Here is a 23678-nt window from a genome sequence, read left to right as displayed (position 1 = left end):
TATCTATTATATGTGGTGCTCGAACGAGCATATAAGCGCGTGTATTCCAGCGCAACTCACCGAATCGTAGCATTGCTATGCTTGAGTGTCAAGTGCTATAAATAGGAAAAATATTAAATTTAAGTTAAGTATTTTGTCGTTTATTTATTCTAAATTACGTAATTCCGATAATATTCTGTTATTTTCTTCTATACTAAACCCATCAACAGAATATTGTTTTTTGGGTATTAATCCATCTACTGCACCTTGATCTACCATACGTATAATAAGGTTAGAATTTTCTTCTTCTGTAGGAAGGAGATCTTTATTTGTGATTTTAGCTAATGCATATATAAGACCATAACAACCCCAGTTTGAAACACTAGCAATAATTAAATCATCAGTTGGTGTTATGCATGGCTTATCAGGTAATTTATCGTATCCAGCCACTTCTTTAGCAAGTTTGCCCATACCAATTTCATTACCGCCGTCCCCTACACCGATAGTATATATGTTGTTTGTATTACCATATTCATAGAGACTGTCTAGTCGCGCAGTATATTCTCCAACATCTACACCTCTCATATTAAGAAATGAGCCATCTTCAGTAAGACCGCAGCGCTCAACACTTATAAGTGTATCTGGTTTTCTGTCAACTATTACTTGTGTTGCAAAAATGTCGCTATCTTCCTTATTGGTAATAGGAAAATTTATTATTTGATTAGTATCAAATAATTCTTCAAACAAAAAGCAACCATATTTATCGCTAACAATCGAAACATCAAACCCTAGAGTTTGTAATGCTTTAGCTAAAAACGCTACACCAACAGGTCCATCAGTTTCTGGAGCATCGAGGCTATAAATATAGAAACCTGTTCCTATAATCACTTTGGAACCATTATTTAATAACTTTTGTGCAGTTTCCATGCAAAAATTTTCTGGAAGATGTTTACGTAATTGAGAAACACCTCTATTGTCATTTTGCAAAATAATATCTTCTATCGACATATAACCCTACTTTATATCATCAGAAACTAAATCTGTAACAAACATATGACCGGGACTATGAGTAATCATTAAAGATGGTTTACTATCTAGTGCTACTGCTTGAGGAGTAACTCCACATGCCCAAAAAACTGGTTCTTCATCATCCGCAATATCTACAAATTCTCCGTAGTCAGGATTTGCAATATCTTTTATTCCAATTTCTTCAGGACTACCAATATGAAGAGGAGCACCGTGTGCTCTTTCTAATTTTGAAGTAATAACAACTGAATCAATAATTCTATCTTTCTTTATTGGTCTCATAGATACAACCAAAGGACCATGAAATTTTCCTGAGGTTTCAGTAGAGATATTTGTCTTATACATGGCAACATTTTTACTTTGTTCAATATGCCTAAGATGTATTCCTGACTGTAAAAGTGCATGCTCGAATGTAAAGCTGCACCCCAGAAGAAATGTCACCAAATCATCAGTCCAATACTTTTCTATAGAAAACACTTCTTCTATGAATACTCCATCTCTATATATATTATATCTAGGAATATCAGTTCTTATATCAGCCTGTGGTGCTGAATTTATTGGTTCAAATTGACCTGGATTTAAGACTTCTATAATCGGACAAGATTTTGGATTTCTTTGGCAGAAGAGTAAAAAGTCAAATGCATACTCCTTGGGTAAAATCACAACATTCGTTTGCACTATGTCATATTCAACACCAGATGTCTGGCTTACCCATTCCCCTGTCCTGACTTTTTGGCGAAATTCTTTAGTCGATTGCATATATTGACCTCTTACTATATGAATATAGTGTATAATTTACGAATTGTAACAATATTCTTTTATCAATACAATTATCAAAATTTATTACAATATTAACCTAAAGAGGAAATATGAAAAACCAAAAGGAATTAATAGATAAAATACTAGATGAATCCAAAAATATTGCTGTTGTTGGTATATCAAAAAATACCGAAAAAGATAGTTATAAAGTTGCGTGGTATCTAGAAAATGCTGGATACAATGTTATACCTGTAAACCCTGCGGTTTCTGAAGTACTCAATAAAAAATGTTACCCATCATTAACTGATATCCCTGACGATATACAAATCGATCTTGTTGATATTTTTCGAAGACCTGAATTCGTTGCCCCAATAGTTGATGATGCAATCAAAATAGGAACCAAAACAATCTGGATGCAAGATACTATTGAAGATCAAGAATCTGCTGAAAAAGCTTCACAAAAAGGGATCCAGGTAATTATGAATAATTGCACGATGCGTGAGCACAAAAAGCGCAATAATATATTAGATTCCTGAATATCAAATTTGTACTCTTTTCATATTTACGTTACTATATGATTTTTCTTAATTCTATATTTAGAAAACAAAGAGGTATATTATGGATTTGGAATTAAATGGTAAAGTTGCAATTATTACAGGTGGTAGTGAAGGAATTGGGAAAGCATCTGCCAAAATAATGTGTGAAGAAGGTGCTAATGTTGTTATCTGTGCAAGAAGGCAAGAACTTCTAGACAGTGCAGTAAATGAAATTAAAGCCACTGCTAAAGGTGAAATTATTGGAATTTCAGCTGACGTGACAAATCCAGATGACATAAAAAATGTCGTAGAATCATGCATAACCAAATTTGGTAGAATTGATATCCTTGTAAATAATGCAGGAACATCTAATGCTAACAATTTTGAAACTGTAGATGATGATGTCTGGCAACACGACCTTGACCTCAAATTTTTTGCAGCAATACGATTTTCACGACTAGCAATAGAACAAATGAAAAAAGTCGGTGGTGGAAGAATCATCAATGTTACAAATCTAGGGGCAAAACAGCCTGGAGCTAATTCTGTCCCTACTTCTGTAAGTAGAGCCGCTGGAATTGCATTAACAAAAGCTATGTCAAAAGATTTAGCTCAATATAATATATTAGTGAACACTGTACTTATCGGATTAATTAAAAGTGGACAACATCAAAATCGGTTTCATAATGAAAAAGGTGTAGATATTGAACAGTATTATGAGGAAAGAAGTGGGAATATACCCTTAAAGCGATTCGGTGAAGCAGAAGAAGCAGGAAACATCATTTCCTTCTTAGCTTCCGGTAAAGCAAGTTATATAACAGGAACATCAATGAACATAGATGGTGGAACATCAGGAGTACTTTAGTGAGCAACAATAAGTTTTCAAAATTAAACATAACCCCAAAACTCCTTTTAGGAGCTGGCCCCAGTAATCCTAATCCTGAAGTCTTAGAAGCTATGACACAGCCAGTGGTAGGTCATTTAGACCCCACTTTTCTAGGAATAATGGATGATGTGCATGAAATGTTGAAATTTGCATTCCAAACATCAAATCCTATGACATTACCATTATCAGGAACTGGAACAGCCGGCATGGAATCATGTATTCTTAACGTGGTAGAACCAGGAGATACTGTTCTCGGAATAGAAAACGGTTATTTTGGACATAGAATGATAGAAGTTGCAAAACGAAGTAGAGCAAATATTATCCCATTAGCTTTCGAATGGGGTAAACCTGTTGAATTAGAAGTTATAGAAGAGGCTTTGAAAAATAATCCAAGTATTAATGTCGTCCTCGCTGTTCATGCAGAAACCTCAACTGGAGTGCTTAATCCAATAAAAGATATTGCTGATTTAGCTCATAAATATGACAGTTTGATTGTTGCAGATACAGTTACTTCTCTAGGAGGAGTTGACTTACAAATAGACAATTGGAATATCGATTTATCCTACAGTGTCACTCAAAAATGTCTGGGTTGCCCTCCAGGACTGGCCCCAGTCACTGCCAACCAAGCAAGTATAGAAAAAATTGAACGAAGATCTGTCCCCCCAAATACTTGGTACTATGATTTATTACTACTTCAAAAAACCTATTGGGGCGCAACGCAAAGAACATATCATCATACCGCCCCTATCACTATGATTTATGGTTTACGTGAAGGTTTACGGCTTTTAGTCGAAGAAGGAATAGAAGAAAGAATACAAAAACATACGGATAACTGTAATACTCTTCGCAAAGGTTTAGAAATTATGGGTTTAGAAATGCTTGTACCAGAAGGCAATAATGTTTCAAGCCTTACAACAGTTAAGATACCAGAAAAAATTAATGATCAACAATTAAGATCTTCGTTATTAACAAATCACAATATCGAAATATCTGCTGGTCTTGGCACATTATCTGGACAAGTTTGGAGAATAGGCCTTATGGGCGAAAATTCAAAAAGAGAAAATGTATTCAGATTCTTAGAAGCTTTAGAAATAGAGCTTAAAGCTCAAGGTATGAATGTTTCAGCAAAAGAAGCAATTAATCAACTAGGATAAGTATACGCTTCATCTAAAATATCAACTAAATGCATAACTTTAATCGAAGATTTTCTCTTACTAGCCTCACCATTAATTTGTATCATGCATCCAGGATTACCGCTTATAACAACATCTGCTCTTGTAGATTCTATAGAATCCATTTTCGATCCTGCGAGAACTGATGACATTTCTTTATGAAATAGTGAATAAACTCCAGCTGCTCCACAACATTTATTATCTTCCATCTCAATAATGGTTATACCTTCTATTTCTTCTAAAAGTTTTCTGGGTGGCGTAGTTATCTTTTGAACATTAGATAGATGACATGAATCTTGATAGGTAACATTATAATTTAATTTTTTTTCAGGCTTTATTATAGGTATTTCTATAAGGTATTCTGCTATGTCTTTCACTTTGCTTGAAAACTTAATAGCCTTCTCTAAGTAATCTGGATCATTTTGGAATAGATCATAATATTCTTTCATTATCGCACCACAACCACCAGATACTACAATTATTGCTTCAATATCTAACTCTATGAATGCATCTATATTAGCCTTGGCTAATGATTTTGCTCCTTCTAGATCGCCTCCATGAATATTCAAAGCACCACAACATTTCTGTAGTTCGGGCACAAATACGTCACATCCGTTTTTATTCAAAACACGCACAGTAGCTCTCATGGTGTCAGATTGGACAATAGGCATGACACATCCAGACAATAATGCAACACTTTTCTTATTATCAGTTGTACTTGAATAAAAAACAGATCCTTCAGCCCGAAATACTTCTTTAGGTGTATCTGTAATCATTTTATCCAAAGGGGTCATAAAAGTAGGTTTTATTATTCTAATTTTGTGTATTTGAAGAGATTTATAAACTTTTATTGCAATAGAAGTTAACGAAAGTATAAATGGTTTTGGAAAAACAATTTTATAAAGAAATTTATTGATAACAGAACGGAAAAATGAATATTTTTTTTGATTAACTATATATGATTTTGTGTGCTCCATAAGTCGTCCGAATGGTACTCCTGATGGGCAAACTGACTCACAGGCTCTACATTGCAAACAAGAGTCTAAATGAGAAACAATACGTGGAGTAAGGTCAGTCTTTTCTTCATATATTGCCTTCATGTAAGCAATTCTACCTCTAGGAGAGTCAGTTTCTTTACCCAGAACCGTATAAGTCGGACAAGAACTTAAACATAATCCACAATGAACGCATTTATATAAATCTTGGATATCCATTTGCGTACCAGTGAATATTGTGTTTTTTCGTTTAATTTCCATCCCCATATTTATATACCACCAATAAATCGACCTGAATTTAAAATATGAACTGGATCAAATTCAGACTTCAATTTTTTCATCAAAGGAAATGATTCAGGAATATCTCCCCATATATTTAATTTACCTTTATCAAAAGTTGTAGAATTTTCTATTACAGTATAGCCATTATATTTTCGAACTTTCTCTCTGATATTCTGAATCATTTGAATTATATCTTCAATATTATCTGTACTTATTTTATATTTGATCACTCCTCGTTTAGGATTCGTAAGAGTGTCAATTGTTTGGTTTTTACTCTTGGGAACATCGTGTTTTAGTTGCTGCAATATCTTTATGGTATCTGTTGGCAAACAATTTATTCTACCCAAAACAAAATCACCTCTATCTATCCACCCAAAATCTTGAATATTTAACCACTCTTCCTCTTCAATTTCATTAAGAGAAAGATCCTGATCGTGATCAAATAAAACAGTTTTAATCTCTAATAGTTTTTCATTAACAATCTTATCTGTTCCCACACAAGTCATATAAATGCGAGTAGCTCCACAATTGTCTATTAATAACTCAGAAACCCCATAAGACTGTAAAATAGTATTTAATGACGAAATCAAATCAATCAACACATCGGTATTTTCATTATCTATTTTAAAATACATCTGACACTCTGGTAGAGGAATAATCTTAAATGATGCCTCTGTTATAATCCCAAGAGTACCAAGTGCCCCAACGTGCAATCTAGTAAGATCAAACCCAGTAACATTTTTTACAACTGTCCCTCCACTCTTTGTGATTTGCCCAAATGGCGTGGCTGTCTTCATTCCTATGACGTAGTCTCGAATGTAACCGAAACAAGCATTTAAAGATCCGGGTAAATTACAAGCTAATAATCCACCAATACTTTGTTCATCAATTCGAGGTGAATCTAATGGTAAACATTGTTTTTTTTCCTTTAATTTTAAACTTAATTCTCTAAAGCTGATATTACTACTACAAGTAACAGTTAGATCTTCTGAATTATGTTCAATATATTTTGGCATCTCGTTTAAATCTAAAGCTATATCATAACCATTTGGAATCGAGCCAATATTCATCATGTTACCAAAGCCAAAGGGAATAACATTCCACCTGTTTTCTGATGCGATTCTTAAGAGATCTGCAAGTGATTCAGGAGATTTTGGTGATATTTTTTTTGACGGTATAAAACCATCCACCTTATATTTTTCTAAATCATAATCAATTGATACCATCAAAACTACCTTAAGATTTAAAACTGTTGTAGTTACCCATATCAAAACATTTAGGGCCTCCTGGGAACACTTTACCAGGGTTAAGGCGACCATTAGGTGCAAAAGAACTTTTTAACCGTAACATTTGATCTAAATCTGAATTAGAGAAAATTTTATACATAAACTCTTTTTTTTCAAATCCCACACCATGTTCTCCTGTTAATGTCCCACCAACATCCACACATGCCTGTAAGATTTCTCCTCCAGCTCCTAAAACTTTTTCAGCCATACCAGTCTCTTGTTCATCAAACAAAATGCAAGGGTGCAAATTACCATCTCCTGCATGAAAAACATTTGCAATAGGTAAATCAATTTTTTCACTTATTTTAGAAATTGTTTGTAATGTTTCCGGCAACTTGGTTCTGGGAACCACTCCATCAACTAAAAAGTAATTTGGTGCTAAAGAACCTAAAGCTCCTAACGCACCTTTGCGACCTCGCCATAATGCATTTCGTTCTTCCAGACTAGCTGCCACGCTAATGTCTTGACATTCCAAGCTATTACATATGTCCATAATTTGTTTAGATTGCTCATTTACCTCTTCATTTCCTCCATCTAATTCAATCAACAAAACAGCTCCAGCTGTATCTGGATAACCACATTTAACAACATTTTCAACAGCTTCTATTGTTAATTTATCCATCATTTCTATAGCACTTGGAATTAAACCTGAAGATATAACACTACTGACTGCAAAACTAGCTTGTTCTATAGTTGCAAAAGATGCTAAATGTGTTTTTACAGATTGAGGAATAGGTAATAAATTAACAATAATTTTTGTGGCAATACCCATCATCCCTTCTGAACCAACAAATCCCCCAAGCAAATCATACCCAGGAACATTACGAAATCTATCGCCTAGCCAAATTATGTCTCCACTTTCTGTAACAATTTCACATGCTAAAACATGATTAGTTGTTACCCCATATTTTAAACAATGAGGCCCCCCTGAATTTTCTGCTATATTACCTCCAATGGTACAGGAAATCTGACTAGAAGGGTCTGGTGCATAAAACAAGCCCATTGAATAAACGTATTTCGATAAGTCTAAATTAACCACCCCTGGCTCAACTAGCGCCAATCTATTTTCGACATCAATAGATAATATTGAATTCATTCGTGTGAGAACTAATTCTATTCCTCCATACATTGGAACAGCACCCCCTGACAAACCTGTACCTGCACCTCGAGGAATTATATATTGGTCGTACTTATTAGCTAATTTGACAATCGAACTTATGTCTTCTGAAGATTTTGGAAAAACCACAACATCCGGTAAAGATTTATCAGTAGATCCATCGTACTGAAAAACCAATAATTCATCTGGATGATGCATGACATAATCATCACCAACTATTTTTTTTAATTCTTTAATGAGTCCGGAGTTAATCATAGAATACAGCTCAATTGATTTTCAAATACATAAAATTGTTACGTTTCATAAAATTTTACCATATAATACTTATAAATTATCACATCTAATATTTAAGGTAACTATGAACTTTGTAGAGTCAATTTATAAAGAAACAAAAAATATTCAAACTGCTATTATGAACCATCCTTTTACCCAAGGTATAGGAGATGGAACTTTAAATAAGGATAGTTTCAAGTTTTTTATTGAACAAGATTATCTCTTTTTAATCGAATACAGTAAAATTCTTGCTTTAGCAACCGCAAAGTCTCCAGACTATAAAACAATGAGTAGTTTTAGTAAATTACTAGAAGAAACACTAAATAATGAAATCACCCTTCACATAGGATATTGTGAAAAATTCGAAATAACTTTGTCAGATTTACAAAACACTCAACCTGCTCCTGCAATGGAATCGTATACTAATTTCTTAGTAAAGGTTGCTTATGAAGGAGAATTTCCAGAGATAATAGCTGCCCTATTACCATGTATGTTAACCTATGCAGAAATAGGTTTGGAATTAAAAAGAAACAAAATAAAAAACAACGATCCTTTATATAATGAATGGATCGAAATGTATTCGAATCCAGAATTTGTTGATTTAGCTCACTGGCTTAGAGACTTGGTTAATACCATAGCATCCAATTCTAGTGATTTCCAAATTAAAAAAATGAAAAAAGCTTATATTGACAGCTGTAGGTTTGAATTAGACTTCTGGACAATGTCTTTAAACCGAACAAGTTGGTCTGTGTAATTTATGACCAAAGACCAAAATTATCACTACCGGTAATTGAGGCTACTGCCTTTCCTGTTCTATCTCTTCCCGCACTACAATGAATTAATACTGGCTTTTCAAGCTCAGAATATGTCTTTACAACTTTATCAACCTCTGATTGGTTTAAAGGTGGATTTTTGTAGTCCTCAACATTCATATGATGTACTGTTAAACCATTGTTTTTATAAAAACTAAAAAGACCATCCTCAATATTATCTATGCCATTATATTTATTTACTTGGTTTTGATCCATTATACATATGATACTTTTAATTCCTAATGATAAAACTGTTTCCATCCATTCATTCATAAGTGAAAAAGAAGGTTTATCTTTTGGGTAACCAGGTCGTTGTGAACGCGCAAGTTCCCCTTCTATAACCCATTCAGGTTTATATAATTCAGGTGGTGATGGTCGATTATACATTTTGTACTCTTTCGTAATTTAGATAAACAAATAGATATTTTAAATAAAAACTCTAATCAAATCAAATATTGTTTGAATATACTATAAAACCTCTGGGGGAAATTACATTTCCAATATTAAATAGAGGGTGATAGGATAAATTAATTGAAATATAAATTTCACACCTGACATTTTTATCTTTTGTTCGTTTAAAGCTATGTAACTAGAAGTGTGATAAATATAATTGGTTCATTGTAGGTTCTTATGGCAAACAATTTTACCGAAAATGATATAGCAAATCTGTTTGAAAACAACTACGAAAAAGTAGTTAATTATATAGCAGTAAGAATCTCAAATTTTAGCGAGGCAGAAGAGTTAGCGTCCGATGTATTCATCAAAGCTCTAGAACATATAGATGGGTTTAAAAATAAGGGGATACCTCTTGAAGTATGGATTTATAAAATTGCCCATAATATTACTATTGATTACTACAGAAAGAAAAAATATCCAACGATTAATATAGAAGATGTTATTAATATGGAAAGTTTTAATAATACCGAAAAAAAAGTTTTAGAAAACCTAGATAAAGAAGAAATCAAATTAGCTTTAACTAAACTTTCCACATTACAGCAACAAGTCATACAACTCCGACTTGTAAGTGGATTACGTTCAAAAGAAGTAGCGCAAATTATGGAAAAATCTGACGGAGCAATTAGAGAATTACAACGAAGTGGTTTAAAAGCACTTCGTGAAATTTTACAGACAAACAACTTATATATAACAGAAGACTTGGGGCGTTGAAATGCAAAATTACAACAAAATCCTGGATGAATGTATCGATCTAATATTAAATCAAAACTATAGTATCAAAGATTGTCTGGTAAAGTATCCTGAATTACAAAACGATTTATCACAAGACTTGCTTCTGGCAACTAGTGTTAATGAAAAATTCAAACGCACAATAAATGAAGAAACAAAGACAAAATCAAAAACACTTTTGCTTAAAAAATTTAATGATAAAGAAAAATACCAATCAATATCTCTGAATAAAATTTCAGGTAAATTTGTTAAAGCTATTCCATCAATAATTTCCCGATGGAGTTCTATTGCTGCAGCAATACTTATATTTTCAACCATTGGAACTACAACTTTAGTGTCTGCGTCTTCAGATAGTAATCCAGATGAAAATTTATACCCTGTTAAAAGAGCTGTCGAAAACATGCGATTAACACTTACTTTCAATTCTGAAAAGAAAAATGAACTTCGAATGGGATATTCAAATAAACGAATCGAAGAAATGACTAGCATGGCCAACAAAGGTGTTTTTGAAAAGATAGAAATATTGCAACAAGACCTTGAAAAAAATATCGAAATAATATCTAACAATGATAGTGAAACAGTCAAAGAAAAAATATTTCAAGAATTAAAAGAGGGGTTTCTAACGAAAGAAGAAGCCGAAACATTCTTACAACAAGAAAATATTAACTATGAAATCACTGCAAAAGAAAATAATCAAACAGATATAACTTACCCTAGAAAAGAAAGAATAATGAAGCTCAAGCATTATATAGAAAATAAAGAATTAAAAATAAAAGAACTTTGTGAAAAAATGGAAAAATTTGATAGTCCAGAATTTCAAGAAAAGATGAATAAAATTGAAAAAAACAATCCTGAACGATGGAACAAAATGAAAAATAGACAAGAAACCTTGTTATTAAATTGTCAAAAACACATAGAAAAACATGCGATTTACAAAGAAAAGTTAGCCAACTTAATGTCAGAAAAAGTAACTAAGAAGTATATCTTGCCTTAATTCTAACTATTGACCGTGTCCCCCTACTATGCTAACGTTCGTTTTTTATAGAGTTATCCTATGAGAAAGGCAGCAAATGACACAAGTCTATCTTTATGACACTACCTTAAGGGATGGCGCACAACAAGAAGGCATTTCTCTTTCTTTAGATGATAAGTTAAAGATTACAAAAAAACTTGATGAAGCAGGTATCTCCTATATAGAGGGTGGATGGCCTGGCTCCAATCCAAAAGATGAAGAATATTTCAAAGAAGTCAGAAAACTCAAATTAAACAATTCTATCGTTACATCTTTTGGATCAACAAGAAAAGTACAATCACAAGCACATAATGACTCCAATCTACTTTCTTTGGTAGATTCGGAAACAAAAGTTGCAACCATTGTTGGGAAAACTTGGGACCTCCATGTCACAGATATCCTAAATACAGATTTGACGGAAGGTTTAAATATGATTTCTGAATCTATTGCATTTCTGAAATCGAAAGGTCAAAGAGTATTTTTAGACGCAGAACATTTTTTTGATGGTTTTAAATCAAATAAAGATTTCACATTACAGTGCCTTAAGAAAGCAGTTGAATCTGGAGTTGAATGTATCGTACTTTGCGATACAAATGGTGGATCAATGCCATTTGAAATTCAAAAAATTATCCAAGAAGTGAAAAATAATCTAGATACAGAACTAGGTATCCATACACACAATGATTGTGAACTAGCTGTAGCTAACAGCTTAATTGCAGTAGATTCAGGTGTAACCCAAGTTCAAGGAACACTAAATGGATATGGTGAAAGATGCGGTAATGCTAATATTCTTAGCATTGCAGCAAATCTTTCTTTAAAGTTAAATAGAGCAGTTTTAAATCAATCAGAATTAAGCAAACTTACTGAATTACATAAATTTGCAAGCGAAATTATAAATATTCCTCCTAATAATTTTCAACCGTATGTTGGAGCTAATGCTTTTAATCATAAAGGTGGACTACATGCATCTGCGGTAATGAAACTCGCTGACAGTTACCAACATATCAAGCCAGAATTAGTAGGAAACACAACTGGGATGACTGTTTCTGAGCTTTCAGGTAGAGGTAACATTGCCTTCAAATTACAGGAACTTGGATTTCCTTCAAACAAAATATCTGAAAATGTAGCTGAATTATCAAAAGAAATTAAATTTCGCGAAAGTAAAGGTCATCAATATGAAGGAGCTGAGGCATCTTTTGAATTGCTTGCACATAGGAAAATAAATGATGTTGTGCCAATGTTCGAACTGATTGACTATAGAGTAATTGTTGAAAGTAAAAGTTCCTTGATTGAAGACACTCTAACAGAAGCCACTGTTAAATTGAGAATAGGATCTGAAATTAGACATACTGCATCGGTAGGAAATGGCCCTGTAAATGCTATTGACCTTGCATTGAGAAAAGCTTTAATAGAAGATTATCCTAACTTAAATACTGTACGGCTTACTGACTATAAAGTCAGGGTCATTGACCAAGGATCAGGCACAGAAGCTTTTGTTCGAGTATTAATTGATTCAACTGATGGCAATCAGTCTTGGCAAACAATGGGGGCATCAACTAATATTATAGAGGCAAGCTGGATTGCTGTTGTAGATAGTCTTGAATATTGGAATTTATATTTCAATAAATAAAAATGCCAGCTTATAATTCTTATTCACCATATATCAAAGGAGTGTAATGAGTACCTCAATTGAAAAAAACAAACCTTATCGAGTTATTGGAACAACACCTATAAGACATGATGGTTATGAAAAAGTAACAGGTAAAGCAAAATATGGTGCTGATATCGACCTTCCAGGAATGTTGTACGGTAAAATACTACGAAGTCCTCATGCGCATGCAAAAATTTTATCAATCGATACAAAGAAGGCAGAAGCTATACCTGGAGTTAAAGCGGTCACCACAGCAAATGATTTTCCACTACTCACAAATGCCGATATTGATTTTTCGCAAGTTCAAAGAAATCCACGTATGATTGCAGAAAACACATTAGCAAAAAATAAGGTGCTTTACATTGGCCATGCAATAGCTGCTGTAGCAGCTAATAACCCAGCAATAGCAGAAGAAGCTCTTAAAGCTATTGAAGTTAAATATGAAATTTTACCTGCAGTTGTTAGTCTAAAAGAAGCAATGGCAGAAAATGCCCCTCTTCTTCATGATAGCCTTACTACTGTTTTTAGAGAAGATAGGTTTTCAGCAGGTGAAGATACTGGGAAAAATAGTAATATTGCGGGGCATATTCAATTTCAAAGAGGAGACTTAGAAAAAGGTTTTGAAGAAGCTGACCTCATTATAGAAAGAGAATTCAATACCGAAACTGTACATCAGGGATACATAGAACCTTTTGCAGCAACCGCTGATTGGAATAATGAGGGTAGATTAACTATTTGGACATGCACACAAGGGAGTTTTAATGTCCGATCTATTACTGCAAATATACTTGATATTCCAGAATCCACAGTTAAAGTCATTCCAACCGAAATTGGAGGAGGATTTGGTGGAAAGGGAGTAGGATATTTAGAACCTGTCGTAGCTATATTGTCAAAAAAATCAGGGCTCCCAGTCAAAATTATTATGAGCAGAAAAGAAGTTTTTGAAGGTACAGGGCCAACATCTGCAACCTATAGTAAGTGTAAAATTGGAGTAACTTCGAATGGTATAATAACTGCAGGATACCATTATATGGCATATGAAGCTGGTGCTTTCCCTGGTTCTCCAGTTGGAGGTGGCGCTATGACAAGTTTTGGACCATATAAAATAGAGAATTTTTTAGTAGATGGGTACGATGTAGTTTGTAACAAACAAAAAGTCCAAGCATATAGAGCTCCGGGACAACCAACTGCCGCTTTTGCCGTTGAATGCATAATTGATGAAATCGCTGAAAAACTAGATATGGACCCTCTTGAACTAAGATTACTAAACGTTGCCCGCAAAGGCGACAGAATGCCAAGTGGTCCTATATTGCCTGAAGTAGGAACCGAAGAAATAGAAAAGGCTATGAAAAACCACCCTCATTATAATACTCCACTAGAAGGCCCTAATCGAGGGCGAGGTATAGCCGTAGGATTTCGTTCACAGGCAGGAGGAACTGGATCTTCAGCCACTCTAAATGTCAACTCAAATGGGACTGTAAATCTAATCACTGGGTCAATTGATTTATCTGGCACTCGACTAAGCTTAGCAATGCAAGCTGCTGAAATATTAGGGATAAATGCAGAAGATATTAATCCCTCTGTAGTTGATACCGACTCTGTAGGTTGGACTGGAGGAACAGGGGGAAGCAGGATTACTTTTGATACAGGATTAGCAGTAATAAGTGCATCGTATGAAATTATAAAACAGATGAGTCAAAGAGCTGCAATTTTATGGGAGGCTAAACCAGAAGATATTAAGTTTGAAAACGGTGTATTTTCTTTTGGCAATGACTCATATACCTTCAAAGAATTATCAGGAAAATTAATGGCCACTGGAGGGCCAATAACTTGCTCTGCTTCAGATACCCAAGGCGGTCTAGGGCCAATCGTTGCTGGAAACATTATTGATGTTGAAGTTGATCCAGAAACTGGGAAAGTAGATATAATCAGATGTACTGCATTTATTGATGCTGGAACCGCAATGCAACCCGCTTATGTAGATGGGCAAGTTCAAGGTGCTACAGTACAGGGTATCGGATGGGCTTTAAATGAAGAGTTCTTTTATACACCTGATGGAACAATTGCCAATTCGACTTTGTTAGACTACAGAATGCCCACAACTCTTGATTTACCTATGATTGACAGTGTTATTGTTGAGGTTCCAAATCCACGTCACCCTTTTGGTGTAAGAGGAGTTGGCGAAGCACCCATTATTCCTCCATTAGCAGCTATAGCCAATGCTATATCTAATGCTACTAATGTCAGAATGACTAACCTCCCTCTAACTCCTTCTTCAATATTAAAAACGTTAAATAAAATATAAATCACACTTAAAATATGACATTTATTACGGATATTATTGCTAATGTACCAGAACTTTCTACATTAGAATTTTTCCTTCTTTGTTTAGCAAGTTTTTTCACTTCAACAATTACTGCCTCTTTTGGGCTGGGTGGTGGAGCAATGTTAATTATTATAATGGTTTCATTTATGAATCCATTAGTAATCATACCTATCCATGCTGTAATACAAATGAGTTCAAATATATCTAGAGCATTAATGTTGTGGCGACACATAACAGTTGCTTATATGGCTCCATTTATCATAGGAACTATTATAGGCGTGGCTATTGGAGGCCAAATAATTGTTGATTTACCCAAATATTTACTTCAATCATTTATTGGGGTATTTATTCTATATTCCCTTTATGGACCAATTGCAAAAAATGTTAAAGCAAGTAATATAAAATTCATTGGGCTTGGTGCATTTTCATCATTTGTAACAATGTTTGTAGGTGGAACAGGTCCAATAATTGCCCCATTTATCCGTGCAATTACAAAAGAAAGAAAATCAACAGTAGCGACACATGCAGCATTTATGACGTGGAAGCATGGTGTGAAAATTATAACTTTTGGATTATTGGGATTTTCCTTTTCCAATTATATCCCTTTAATAATTGGTATGATTATTTTTGGGATAATTGGAACATGGTCAGGTAAGATTATTCTTTTCTGGATGCCAGAAAAAGTATTTTCAAAAGCCTTTAACATTGTCCTTACAATTTTGGCATTAAGACTCCTATTTGAAGGTTTAATGCAAATAATATAGCTCTTGATAAGTACATGGGTAGTTATTGTTAAATAATATCAGCAAAATAAAGTTTTATTGACTTGCTAGTTTGTTGTTTATTTGTTAGCATCTCACCGTTTGAATAGAAATAACTTTTCTTGAGGTTGCTATGGCTATAGAAAAACAAAACGAACAGCGTTTAGAAGACTTGCATAAGAGAAGAGCAAGAGGGAAACGCGGTGGTGGAAGAAATAAAATTGCAAGTCAGCACGAAAAAGGTAAACTAACTGCACGTGAGCGAATAGATTTTTTTCTCGATCCTGACACTTTCGAAGAACTAGACCCATTTGTAACACATTGGTCCGGCGACACGGGCCCAGAAGGTAGAAAATATGATGGAGACTCCGTAGTCACTGGATTTGGCAAAGTTGGCGGGAGATTAACCTATGTTTATGCACAAGACTTTACCGTATTTGGAGGGTCTCTATCAGAAGCTTCTGCAGAAAAGATTTGCAAAGTAATGGATCTATCAATTAAAAATGGTGCTCCAGTTATCGGTTTAACTGATTCTGGAGGTGCAAGGATACAAGAAGGAGTAGTAAGCCTTGCAGGTTATGGAGATATATTTCTAAGAAATACCCTGGCCTCAGGTGTTGTACCACAAATTTCCGTTGTACTAGGTCCTTGTGCTGGAGGAGCAGTATATTCTCCAGCAATAACGGACTTCATTTTTATGGTTGAAGAAATTGGCCAAATGTATATAACTGGACCTTCAGTTGTTGAAGCTGCAACTGGTGAGGTTGTCACTCATGAACAGCTTGGGGGAGCATCTACCCACGCAACTACTAGTGGTGTTGCTCACTTTGCTTATTCCTCAGAACAAGAATGTTTAGAACAAGTTCGAAGATTATTAAGCTTTCTTCCTCAAAACAATATGGATGACGTACCTAATAATGGTGCAATTGATGATATTAATAGAATGGACCCAGAGCTACAAAATATTGTTCCTGATGATCATGTCAAACCATACAATATGAAACAAATAATTGCCAGAATTATTGATAATGGTGACTTTATGGAAATACAGGAAAAGTTTGCAGAAAATATTATTATCGGATTGGCTAGAATGAACGGAAAATCTGTAGGTATTGTTGCCCAACAGCCAATGATTAAAGCTGGTGTTTTAGATATTGATGCTTCCGAAAAAGCTGCAAGATTTGTTAGATTCTGCGATTGTTTCAACATACCTGTCATAACTCTAGTTGATGTTTCAGGATTTTTACCAGGTTTAGATCAAGAGCATAGAGGAATTATCAGGCATGGAGCCAAATTGATATATGCTTATGCTGAAGCCACTGTCCCCAAAATAACAATTCTTACAAGAAAAGCTTATGGTGGCGCATATTTAGTTATGGGTAGTAAACATTTAAGAGCAGATATTAACTATGCATGGCCATCTGCTGAAATAGCAGTTATGGGGCCAGAAGGTGCTGTTAATATTTTACAAAGAGCTGCTCTTTCTAAAAGTGAAAATCCTGACGAACTACGTTCTCAACTTGTACAAGAATATAGGAATAAATGGGCTAACCCATATTTGGCAGCTGGGCGAGGTTATATTGATGATATCATTGATCCCATCGAAACTCGTCCAAAAATCATAAAAGCACTTGAAATGTTACAAAATAAACGTGACTCGACTCCACCTAAAAAGCATGGTAATATTCCTCTGTGATACAACCTATGTTAAGGATATAATTACTCCAACACAATAGAGCAGATATCTTATAATTAGACTACCTTTATGCCTTTTTTGTCTAATTAAATAAATAAATAAACACAAGTGAGGAAATGGATGAGAAAGAAAGTTTCTATAGTTGGCGCTGGCCAAGTTGGTGCAACAACTGCTCAGAGAATTTTTGAAAAACAGTATGCAGATGTAGTATTGATTGATATCGTTGAAGGTTTACCTCAAGGTAAAGCTCTAGATATGCTTGAATCAGGCCCCGTAGTCGGAAGCGATGCACAAGTAATAGGCACAAACGATTATAAAGATACTAGTAATTCAGATATTGTAGTAATAACTTCAGGTGTTGCAAGAAAACCAGGAATGAGCCGAGATGATTTACTATTTACAAATATGAAAATTATGGATTCAGTCACATCAGAAATAGTAAAATATTCTCCCGATACCATAATTATTGTTGTTACTAATCCCCTAGATGCTATGGCCCAAAGGGTATATCAATCGAGTGGTCTTCCACGCGAAAAAGTTATAGGCCAATCTGGTGTACTTGATACAGCAAGATTCAGAACTTTTCTAGCTCAAGAATTGAATGTTTCCATACGAGATATTCAAGCATATGTCCTAGGTGGACACGGAGATACTATGGTTCCTGTTCTTGGCTACACAACTGTTGGAGGTGTACCGGTTAGTGAACTAATTTCAAAAGAAAAATTAGACGAAATAATCAAACGAACTCAAGACGGAGGAGCTGAAATAGTGTCTCTTCTCAAAACTGGTTCTGCTTATTATGCACCTTCTGCAGGCGTTGCAGAAATGGTTGATTCAATTATATTAGACCAGCATAGAATATTACCTTGTGCTGCCTATTTGACCGGAGAATATGGAATCAATGACTTATATGTTGGTGTTCCAGTAAAGATTGGGGCATCAGGAATAGAAGAAATAATTCAAATTGAACTGTCCAATGAAGAACAATCAAGCCTCAATGCATCAGCTAATGCAGTCCAAGAACTTATTGACGTAATGAGCAAGCAATAGTAACTTAGTAATATGTATAACAGAAAACCACAAAGTAAACAGGAACAAATATCAGAAGAATTAGCTAATAAATACATGCCTGCTGGTAATCTCGGCAACATGTCGAGTAAGTTTGAGCAGGGCTTTATTGTAAGTCATGGCAAAGGTTCGAAGATATATGATTTAAGTGGAAACGAGTATATAGATTACCTTATTGGTTCTGGCCCAATGATACTTGGACATGCAAATGAATCTGTTGTTAAAGCTGTACAAACGCAAATGGAAAAAGGTTCTACATTCTTCCTAAACAACGAATCTATCATTGAGTTAGCTGAGGAAGTATGTTCAGCAGTACCTTGCGCTGAAATGATAAGATTCACCACTAGTGGTACTGATGCTACATTCCAATGTTTACGTGTTGCAAGAGCATATACTGGCAAAGATAAGATATTAAAATTTGAGGGTGGCTACCATGGTTCCCATGATTATGCTCTCATGAGCCAAGTTCCAACTTTAGATAAAGAATTCCCAGAACCTGAACCTGACTCAGCTGGAATACCAAAAGTAATAGCTGAAACAGTTTTAATTGCCCCATACAATGATATTGAAACCACTGAATCTATTATCAAAAAAGAAAAAGATAATATAGCTGCAGTTATTGTTGAACCAGTACAAAGAATTATTTCCCCAACTGAAGGGTTTCTAAAACAGTTGAGAGAATTAACGATCAAATATAATATACCTTTAATTTTTGATGAAGTTGTTACTGGGTTCAGACTATCATACGGAGGTGCTCAAGAATTCTTTGGCGTAGTTCCTGACTTGGCATCATTTGGCAAAATTGTCGGAGGTGGTTTTCCACTTGCAGCAGTGGCTGGGAAAAAAGAAATTATGGAACACTATGATGGTGCGTTACATCAAAACAACTATATTCCGCAAACTGGTACCCTAAATGGAAACCCTATTGCAGCTGTTGCTGGTTTAGCTACATTAAAACAATTAAAAGATCCTTCTGCTTATAATAGACTGCATGAAATTGGTACTAAGCTCAAAAAAGCTTTAGCAGACTCCATGCAACAATATGAAATAGAAGCACAGATTACTGGGGACAATACGGTATTTGATATTGTATTTACCAATAAAGAAATAAATAACTACCGTGATCTCGCCACAGGGAATAGTGCCCTATTAAGTAAATTCAATAATTTAATGTTGAATCAAGGGATACTGAAACCAGGGAACAAGTTGTATATGTCATTGGCTTTAACAGATGAGGATATAGAAAAAACAATTAAAGCTTTCTCATATTCTGCATCAAAGCTACGTGACTAAACAGCGTTAGTTTCTTTAAGAACCTTATTGATAGCTTCTGTCGAAACTATATGTCGTTCTAATCCCATCTCTTTAGGGCTAAACCCTAAAGCAATTCCTATCATTTGTGGGAGATGCAATATCGGCATATGTATTGAAACTCCTGATTGTTTTCTTGCTTTAGGTTGATATCCGTCTAAATTTAGATGACAAAGAGGACAAGGGGTTACCATAGCGTCTGCACCTAATTCTTGAACAGTTGATGTATGTTTGGCAACCATCGATACAGAATTCTTTTCATTTATCGTTAAAATAGGAAATCCACAACAACGAGTCTTACCTTCAAAGTCTACAACTTCAGCTCCTACAGCTTCGATTAATATTTCTAGTGATTGCTGTCGATCAGGATTATCTTCAAAATCTAAAGCCCAAGAGGGTCTTACAATATAACATCCATAGAAAGGTGCGATTTTTAAGTCACTCAATTTTCTAACAAATAGAGATTTTACATGTTCCACACCGAAATCTTCTACTAATATCCATAAAATATGTTTAATTACAGTTGTACCTTTATATTCAAGTCCTTCTTCTTTTAGAAATGTATTAACCTCTTCTAAATACTGTGGATTATCAGGATCTGTTAAACGTTTATTTGCTTGAGCCATTACACCTTGGCATGTTGAACAAATGGTCATTATAGGAAGATTTTTTTGTTCTGCCATTGCAAATGTACGTGCGTTTAAAACATCACCAAGCAATCTATCTTTCTCTTGAAGTACGCCAGAACCAGTACATGATGCGCCTTCAAGTTCATCTAATTCAATTCCTAATTTTTCACAAATTTTCAAAGTGGCAGGATACAATTCAGGGCATCCGCCCTTTGAAACACAACCTGGATAAAAAGCAACTTTCATCTTATGCACCCAATTTCTTAAATATATTTTTTATGTATGAAACTCCAGCAATCTTATGATGGAATACCGGTGGTAGTTTATTTTTTCTCAATGCTCTAAAAGCAACAGGCAATAAACCAAATAATGCTTTAATGTTCTTTAATGCAACAATAGGATTGAAGACACCAAATGTTTTAATAACTAACTGAGTTTCATCCAATGTCCCATATTTTTTCACAATAGATGCAAATCCTTCAGCATGCCTTGCACCATTAGTATTCTTTATTCCAGCATTTATTATTTGGTCTCTAATAGACATTATGCGATCCATAGGAGCAACACCCTTCGGACATACTTGAACACAAGCCATACATCTTGTACAATCCCATACGCCTGTATATTGATTAAGTTGAGCAAAGCGTTCTGAATTCATTTCATCACGAGGATCGTCTATAAAACGTGAAGCTTTTGCTAATGCTGCAGGACCTATAAAATTACTATCAACTTCAAGAACTGTACAATCAGAAACACATGCTCCACACATTATACAACCAACCGGTTTTACTAAATCTAGCATAGCTTGTTGTGGTGCAATATATTCATCTTCAGGTTCAGGACCTTTAGTTTGTAAAAAAGGTTTTATCTCTCGAACCTTACTCCAAAAAGGTTGCATATCTACTACTAAATCTTTCACTACTGGTAAATTACCAGCAGGGTCGACTTTTACCGAACCATCTTTCTTTATAACGTCCACAATTTTTGTGTTACACCCTAAACCAGATGTCCCATTAATTTTCATCGCACAAGATCCACAAATAGAAGCTCTACATGAACATCTCATAGCAAGGGAAGGATCTTCATAATCTCTAACTTGCATTAAAGCATCTAAAACGGTGTAATATTCTTCTACTTCTAAATCAAATTCCTGTCGAAAACTTTTATCTCCTTCAGATTCAGGATTAAAACGACCAACATCTAATTTTACTTTCATATTAATAACTCCTAATCTGTGGTTCCCAACGAGTGATAGTAACTGGAGAGAAATCTACTGCAGGCATATCTTCGCCTGTATTTTGTACTAAAATATGTTTCATCCAATTTTCATCATCACGTTCAGGCATATCAGTTCTGTAATGTGCTCCCCTACTTTCTTTTCTAGCCAAAGCACTTACACAAATAGTTTCTGCAGTATCTAGCATAAAACCTAATTCAAATGCAAATAATAAGTTAGTATTAAATATTTTCCCACTATCATGAACACCTAATCGCTTATATCTATCTTTTAATTCTAAAATAGTTTTATATGCTGCTTGCATTCCTTCTTCATCTCTAAAAACTGCAACTCCTTCGTTCATAGCTTGCCCCATGGCTAATCTAATCGTTGCTGGAGTATCTGTATTATCTTTTTTATCAAAAAAGGATTTAATTCTGCCTTCGTCTAGAGAAACTATAGAGTCAGGAACATTAATTTGTTCGATTTGTTTAGAATAATCTGCCGCATGGATCCCTGCTCTTTTACCAAATACAACGGTATCTAGTAAAGAATTTGCACCCAGTCTATTTCCACCATGAACGCTAACATTCGCACATTCTCCGGCTGCATACAATCCAGGCATACTAGTTACACCATGGACATCAGTTTTTATTCCTCCCATTTCGTAATGATTACCTGGTCGTATCGGACATGGTTCTTCAGCCAAATTTACATTAGCAAAATCCATTGCAACTTCATTAATATATGCAAGTTTTGTTTCAATCAATTCTCGACCTAGGTGTCTCAAATCAAGAAGAACACAACCATCAATTCCTCTACCTTCATTAATTTCAGTTTGTTCAGATCTTGAAACTACATCTCTCGAAGCAAGCTCCATAAAATTTGGAGCATATGTCTTCATGAATCTTTCACCTTCGGAATTAAGAAGATAACCGCCTTCTCCTCGAGCACCCTCTGTCATTAATACCCCATTACCTTTGAGTGTAGTAGGATGATATTGAACCATTTCCATATCCATAAGAGGAACTCCTACTTGATAAGCCAAACCTTGACCATCAGCAGTAACTACGAGGCCATTTGTGCTAGGTTCAAAACATCTTCCTGTACCTCCAGTAGCTAGTATTACTGCCTTAGCTTTTATTAGATGTATTTGCCCTGTCATTAGCTCTAAAGCTACTACTCCACAACATTTACCATCTTCAACTACAAGAGAGGTTACAAACCATTCTTCATACACACGTGGATTATATTTCATAATTTGTTCATATAAGGCATGCAAAAGAGCCTGCCCAGTAATATCTGCTACAAAAAATGTTCGTGCCACTTCCTGTCCACCAAAATGCCTAGTACCTAATCGCCCGTTTTCATCTCGATTAAATACAACACCCATATGTTCAAGTTCAACAACTGCAGGTCCAGCTTCTTGACACATAATTTCTATTGCATCTTGGTCTCCTAGATAATCACTACCCTTCACAGTGTTATATGCATGGTCATCCCAATCATCACCACGACTCTCAAGGGCAGCATTTATACCGCCTTGAGCTGCATTAGAATGACTACGTACAGGATGGACTTTAGTAATCATTGCTACATCTGCACCAGCTTCTTGAGCAGCTAAGGTAGCTCTCATACCAGCAAGACCAGCTCCCACTACTAAAACATCGTGTTGATATACTGCCATATTAATCTCCAGATCA

At 34.8% G+C, this 23678-nt stretch carries 21 protein-coding genes; 12 read left to right on the top strand and 9 right to left on the bottom strand.

The genetic code is table 11. From position 1 onward, the window contains the following. Positions 1–144: 144 nt before the first annotated feature. Together FI695_05300 and FI695_05295 are read right to left on the bottom strand one after the other, a co-directional pair. Entirely contained in the window at positions 145–987 is an 843-nt protein-coding gene (locus FI695_05300; GenBank protein MQG51376.1) for a DUF4392 domain-containing protein, read from the bottom strand. Between the two features lie 6 nt (positions 988–993). Beyond that, positions 994–1764, bottom strand: a complete 771-nt coding sequence (locus FI695_05295) for a putative hydro-lyase (protein ID MQG51375.1) — start codon at positions 1762–1764, stop codon at positions 994–996. Between the two features lie 110 nt (positions 1765–1874). On the opposite strand from FI695_05295, the gene FI695_05290 reads away from it, so the two are divergent. From FI695_05290 to FI695_05280, 3 genes are all read left to right on the top strand, one after another. Beyond that, positions 1875–2300, top strand: coding sequence for a CoA-binding protein (locus FI695_05290; GenBank protein ID MQG51374.1), 426 nt, complete (start codon positions 1875–1877; stop codon positions 2298–2300). An 82-nt stretch (positions 2301–2382) separates the two neighbouring features. Continuing rightward, the gene (locus FI695_05285) at positions 2383–3162 is read left to right on the top strand and encodes an SDR family oxidoreductase (protein MQG51373.1); all 780 of its coding nucleotides are present in this window, start codon (positions 2383–2385) and stop codon (positions 3160–3162) included. After that, positions 3147–4337 (top strand): alanine--glyoxylate aminotransferase family protein, encoded by a 1191-nt coding sequence (locus tag FI695_05280; protein ID MQG51372.1) that lies wholly within the window; start codon positions 3147–3149, stop codon positions 4335–4337. Before FI695_05285 ends, FI695_05280 begins: the two co-directional genes overlap by 16 nt. Here the strand turns inward: FI695_05280 and FI695_05275 are convergent. From FI695_05275 to FI695_05265, 3 genes are read right to left on the bottom strand one after another with little or no spacing between them, the layout of a single operon-like run. Further along, a complete protein-coding gene (locus tag FI695_05275; GenBank protein ID MQG51371.1) occupies positions 4325–5617 on the bottom strand; it encodes a (Fe-S)-binding protein in 1293 nt (430 codons plus the stop codon). The two genes, FI695_05280 and FI695_05275, sit on opposite strands and share 13 nt — an antisense overlap. Positions 5618–5619: 2 nt before the next feature. Next, complete coding sequence (locus FI695_05270; GenBank protein MQG51370.1) at positions 5620–6951, bottom strand: FAD-binding oxidoreductase; 1332 nt, start codon at positions 6949–6951, stop codon at positions 5620–5622. Next, positions 6869–8290 (bottom strand): FAD-binding protein, encoded by a 1422-nt coding sequence (locus FI695_05265; GenBank protein MQG51369.1) that lies wholly within the window; start codon positions 8288–8290, stop codon positions 6869–6871. The genes FI695_05270 and FI695_05265 overlap by 83 nt, the downstream gene beginning before the upstream one ends. Here FI695_05265 and tenA point away from each other — a divergent pair. After that, positions 8271–9062, top strand: a complete 792-nt coding sequence (gene tenA / locus FI695_05260) for a thiaminase II (GenBank protein ID MQG51368.1) — start codon at positions 8271–8273, stop codon at positions 9060–9062. The two genes, FI695_05265 and tenA, sit on opposite strands and share 20 nt — an antisense overlap. Position 9063: 1 nt before the next feature. On the opposite strand, the gene FI695_05255 is transcribed toward tenA, so the two are convergent. Further along, the gene (locus tag FI695_05255) at positions 9064–9507 is read right to left on the bottom strand and encodes a hypothetical protein (GenBank protein ID MQG51367.1); all 444 of its coding nucleotides are present in this window, start codon (positions 9505–9507) and stop codon (positions 9064–9066) included. Positions 9508–9750: 243 nt separating this feature from the next. Here FI695_05255 and FI695_05250 point away from each other — a divergent pair, with 243 nt between their 5' ends. The 8 genes from FI695_05250 (at position 9751) to FI695_05215 (ending at position 20112) form a co-directional block, all read left to right on the top strand. After that, a complete protein-coding gene (locus tag FI695_05250; GenBank protein ID MQG51366.1) occupies positions 9751–10287 on the top strand; it encodes a sigma-70 family RNA polymerase sigma factor in 537 nt (178 codons plus the stop codon). 1 nt (position 10288) lies between these two features. Beyond that, the gene (locus FI695_05245; protein MQG51365.1) at positions 10289–11299 is read left to right on the top strand and encodes a hypothetical protein; all 1011 of its coding nucleotides are present in this window, start codon (positions 10289–10291) and stop codon (positions 11297–11299) included. 76 nt (positions 11300–11375) lie between these two features. Continuing rightward, entirely contained in the window at positions 11376–12947 is a 1572-nt protein-coding gene (locus FI695_05240) for a citramalate synthase (GenBank protein MQG51364.1), read from the top strand. Between the two features lie 46 nt (positions 12948–12993). Then, complete coding sequence (locus tag FI695_05235; protein MQG51363.1) at positions 12994–15273, top strand: xanthine dehydrogenase family protein molybdopterin-binding subunit; 2280 nt, start codon at positions 12994–12996, stop codon at positions 15271–15273. Between the two features lie 14 nt (positions 15274–15287). Then, positions 15288–16058, top strand: a complete 771-nt coding sequence (locus FI695_05230) for a sulfite exporter TauE/SafE family protein (GenBank protein ID MQG51362.1) — start codon at positions 15288–15290, stop codon at positions 16056–16058. 130 nt (positions 16059–16188) lie between these two features. Continuing rightward, positions 16189–17751: an acyl-CoA carboxylase subunit beta gene (locus FI695_05225; GenBank protein ID MQG51361.1), complete on the top strand. Its 1563-nt coding sequence runs from the start codon at positions 16189–16191 to the stop codon at positions 17749–17751. 120 nt (positions 17752–17871) lie between these two features. After that, positions 17872–18801 (top strand): malate dehydrogenase, encoded by a 930-nt coding sequence (mdh, locus tag FI695_05220; protein MQG51360.1) that lies wholly within the window; start codon positions 17872–17874, stop codon positions 18799–18801. A 12-nt stretch (positions 18802–18813) separates the two neighbouring features. Further along, positions 18814–20112: an aminotransferase class III-fold pyridoxal phosphate-dependent enzyme gene (locus FI695_05215; protein ID MQG51359.1), complete on the top strand. Its 1299-nt coding sequence runs from the start codon at positions 18814–18816 to the stop codon at positions 20110–20112. Here FI695_05215 and FI695_05210 read toward each other — a convergent pair. Genes FI695_05210 through FI695_05200 form a run of 3 tightly spaced genes read right to left on the bottom strand, consistent with a single transcriptional unit; the run spans position 20109 to position 23662 of the window. Next, entirely contained in the window at positions 20109–21005 is an 897-nt protein-coding gene (locus tag FI695_05210) for a heterodisulfide reductase (GenBank protein ID MQG51358.1), read from the bottom strand. The genes FI695_05215 and FI695_05210 overlap by 4 nt on opposite strands. Position 21006: 1 nt before the next feature. Further along, a complete protein-coding gene (gene sdhB / locus FI695_05205) occupies positions 21007–21975 on the bottom strand; it encodes a succinate dehydrogenase iron-sulfur subunit (protein MQG51357.1) in 969 nt (322 codons plus the stop codon). A 1-nt stretch (position 21976) separates the two neighbouring features. Beyond that, positions 21977–23662, bottom strand: a complete 1686-nt coding sequence (locus FI695_05200) for an FAD-binding protein (GenBank protein MQG51356.1) — start codon at positions 23660–23662, stop codon at positions 21977–21979. Between the last annotated feature and the right edge of the window lie 16 nt (positions 23663–23678).

It is taken from the genome of SAR202 cluster bacterium, from assembly GCA_009392515.1.
In the GTDB taxonomy this organism is placed as follows: Bacteria; Chloroflexota; Dehalococcoidia; order Lucifugimonadales; family UBA6952; genus UBA6952.
The sequence above is the reverse complement of the archived record's forward strand: the minus strand, read 5'-3'. Positions and strand labels throughout refer to the sequence as shown.

Coding starts and splice junctions, on each gene's coding strand:
- FI695_05230 (MQG51362.1), top strand. CDS start 15,288: ATGACATTTATTACGGATATTATTGCTAATGTACCAGAACTTTCTACA.
- FI695_05215 (MQG51359.1), top strand. CDS start 18,814: ATGTATAACAGAAAACCACAAAGTAAACAGGAACAAATATCAGAAGAA.
- FI695_05250 (MQG51366.1), top strand. CDS start 9,751: ATGGCAAACAATTTTACCGAAAATGATATAGCAAATCTGTTTGAAAAC.
- FI695_05300 (MQG51376.1), bottom strand. CDS start 987: ATGTCGATAGAAGATATTATTTTGCAAAATGACAATAGAGGTGTTTCT.
- mdh (MQG51360.1), top strand. CDS start 17,872: ATGAGAAAGAAAGTTTCTATAGTTGGCGCTGGCCAAGTTGGTGCAACA.
- FI695_05225 (MQG51361.1), top strand. CDS start 16,189: ATGGCTATAGAAAAACAAAACGAACAGCGTTTAGAAGACTTGCATAAG.
- FI695_05270 (MQG51370.1), bottom strand. CDS start 6,951: ATGGTCGCCTTAACCCTGGTAAAGTGTTCCCAGGAGGCCCTAAATGTT.
- FI695_05255 (MQG51367.1), bottom strand. CDS start 9,507: ATGTATAATCGACCATCACCACCTGAATTATATAAACCTGAATGGGTT.
- FI695_05275 (MQG51371.1), bottom strand. CDS start 5,617: ATGGGGATGGAAATTAAACGAAAAAACACAATATTCACTGGTACGCAA.
- FI695_05290 (MQG51374.1), top strand. CDS start 1,875: ATGAAAAACCAAAAGGAATTAATAGATAAAATACTAGATGAATCCAAA.
- sdhB (MQG51357.1), bottom strand. CDS start 21,975: ATGAAAGTAAAATTAGATGTTGGTCGTTTTAATCCTGAATCTGAAGGA.
- FI695_05235 (MQG51363.1), top strand. CDS start 12,994: ATGAGTACCTCAATTGAAAAAAACAAACCTTATCGAGTTATTGGAACA.
- FI695_05245 (MQG51365.1), top strand. CDS start 10,289: ATGCAAAATTACAACAAAATCCTGGATGAATGTATCGATCTAATATTA.
- FI695_05200 (MQG51356.1), bottom strand. CDS start 23,662: ATGGCAGTATATCAACACGATGTTTTAGTAGTGGGAGCTGGTCTTGCT.
- FI695_05240 (MQG51364.1), top strand. CDS start 11,376: ATGACACAAGTCTATCTTTATGACACTACCTTAAGGGATGGCGCACAA.
- FI695_05285 (MQG51373.1), top strand. CDS start 2,383: ATGGATTTGGAATTAAATGGTAAAGTTGCAATTATTACAGGTGGTAGT.
- FI695_05210 (MQG51358.1), bottom strand. CDS start 21,005: ATGAAAGTTGCTTTTTATCCAGGTTGTGTTTCAAAGGGCGGATGCCCT.
- tenA (MQG51368.1), top strand. CDS start 8,271: ATGAGTCCGGAGTTAATCATAGAATACAGCTCAATTGATTTTCAAATA.
- FI695_05265 (MQG51369.1), bottom strand. CDS start 8,290: ATGATTAACTCCGGACTCATTAAAGAATTAAAAAAAATAGTTGGTGAT.
- FI695_05295 (MQG51375.1), bottom strand. CDS start 1,764: ATGCAATCGACTAAAGAATTTCGCCAAAAAGTCAGGACAGGGGAATGG.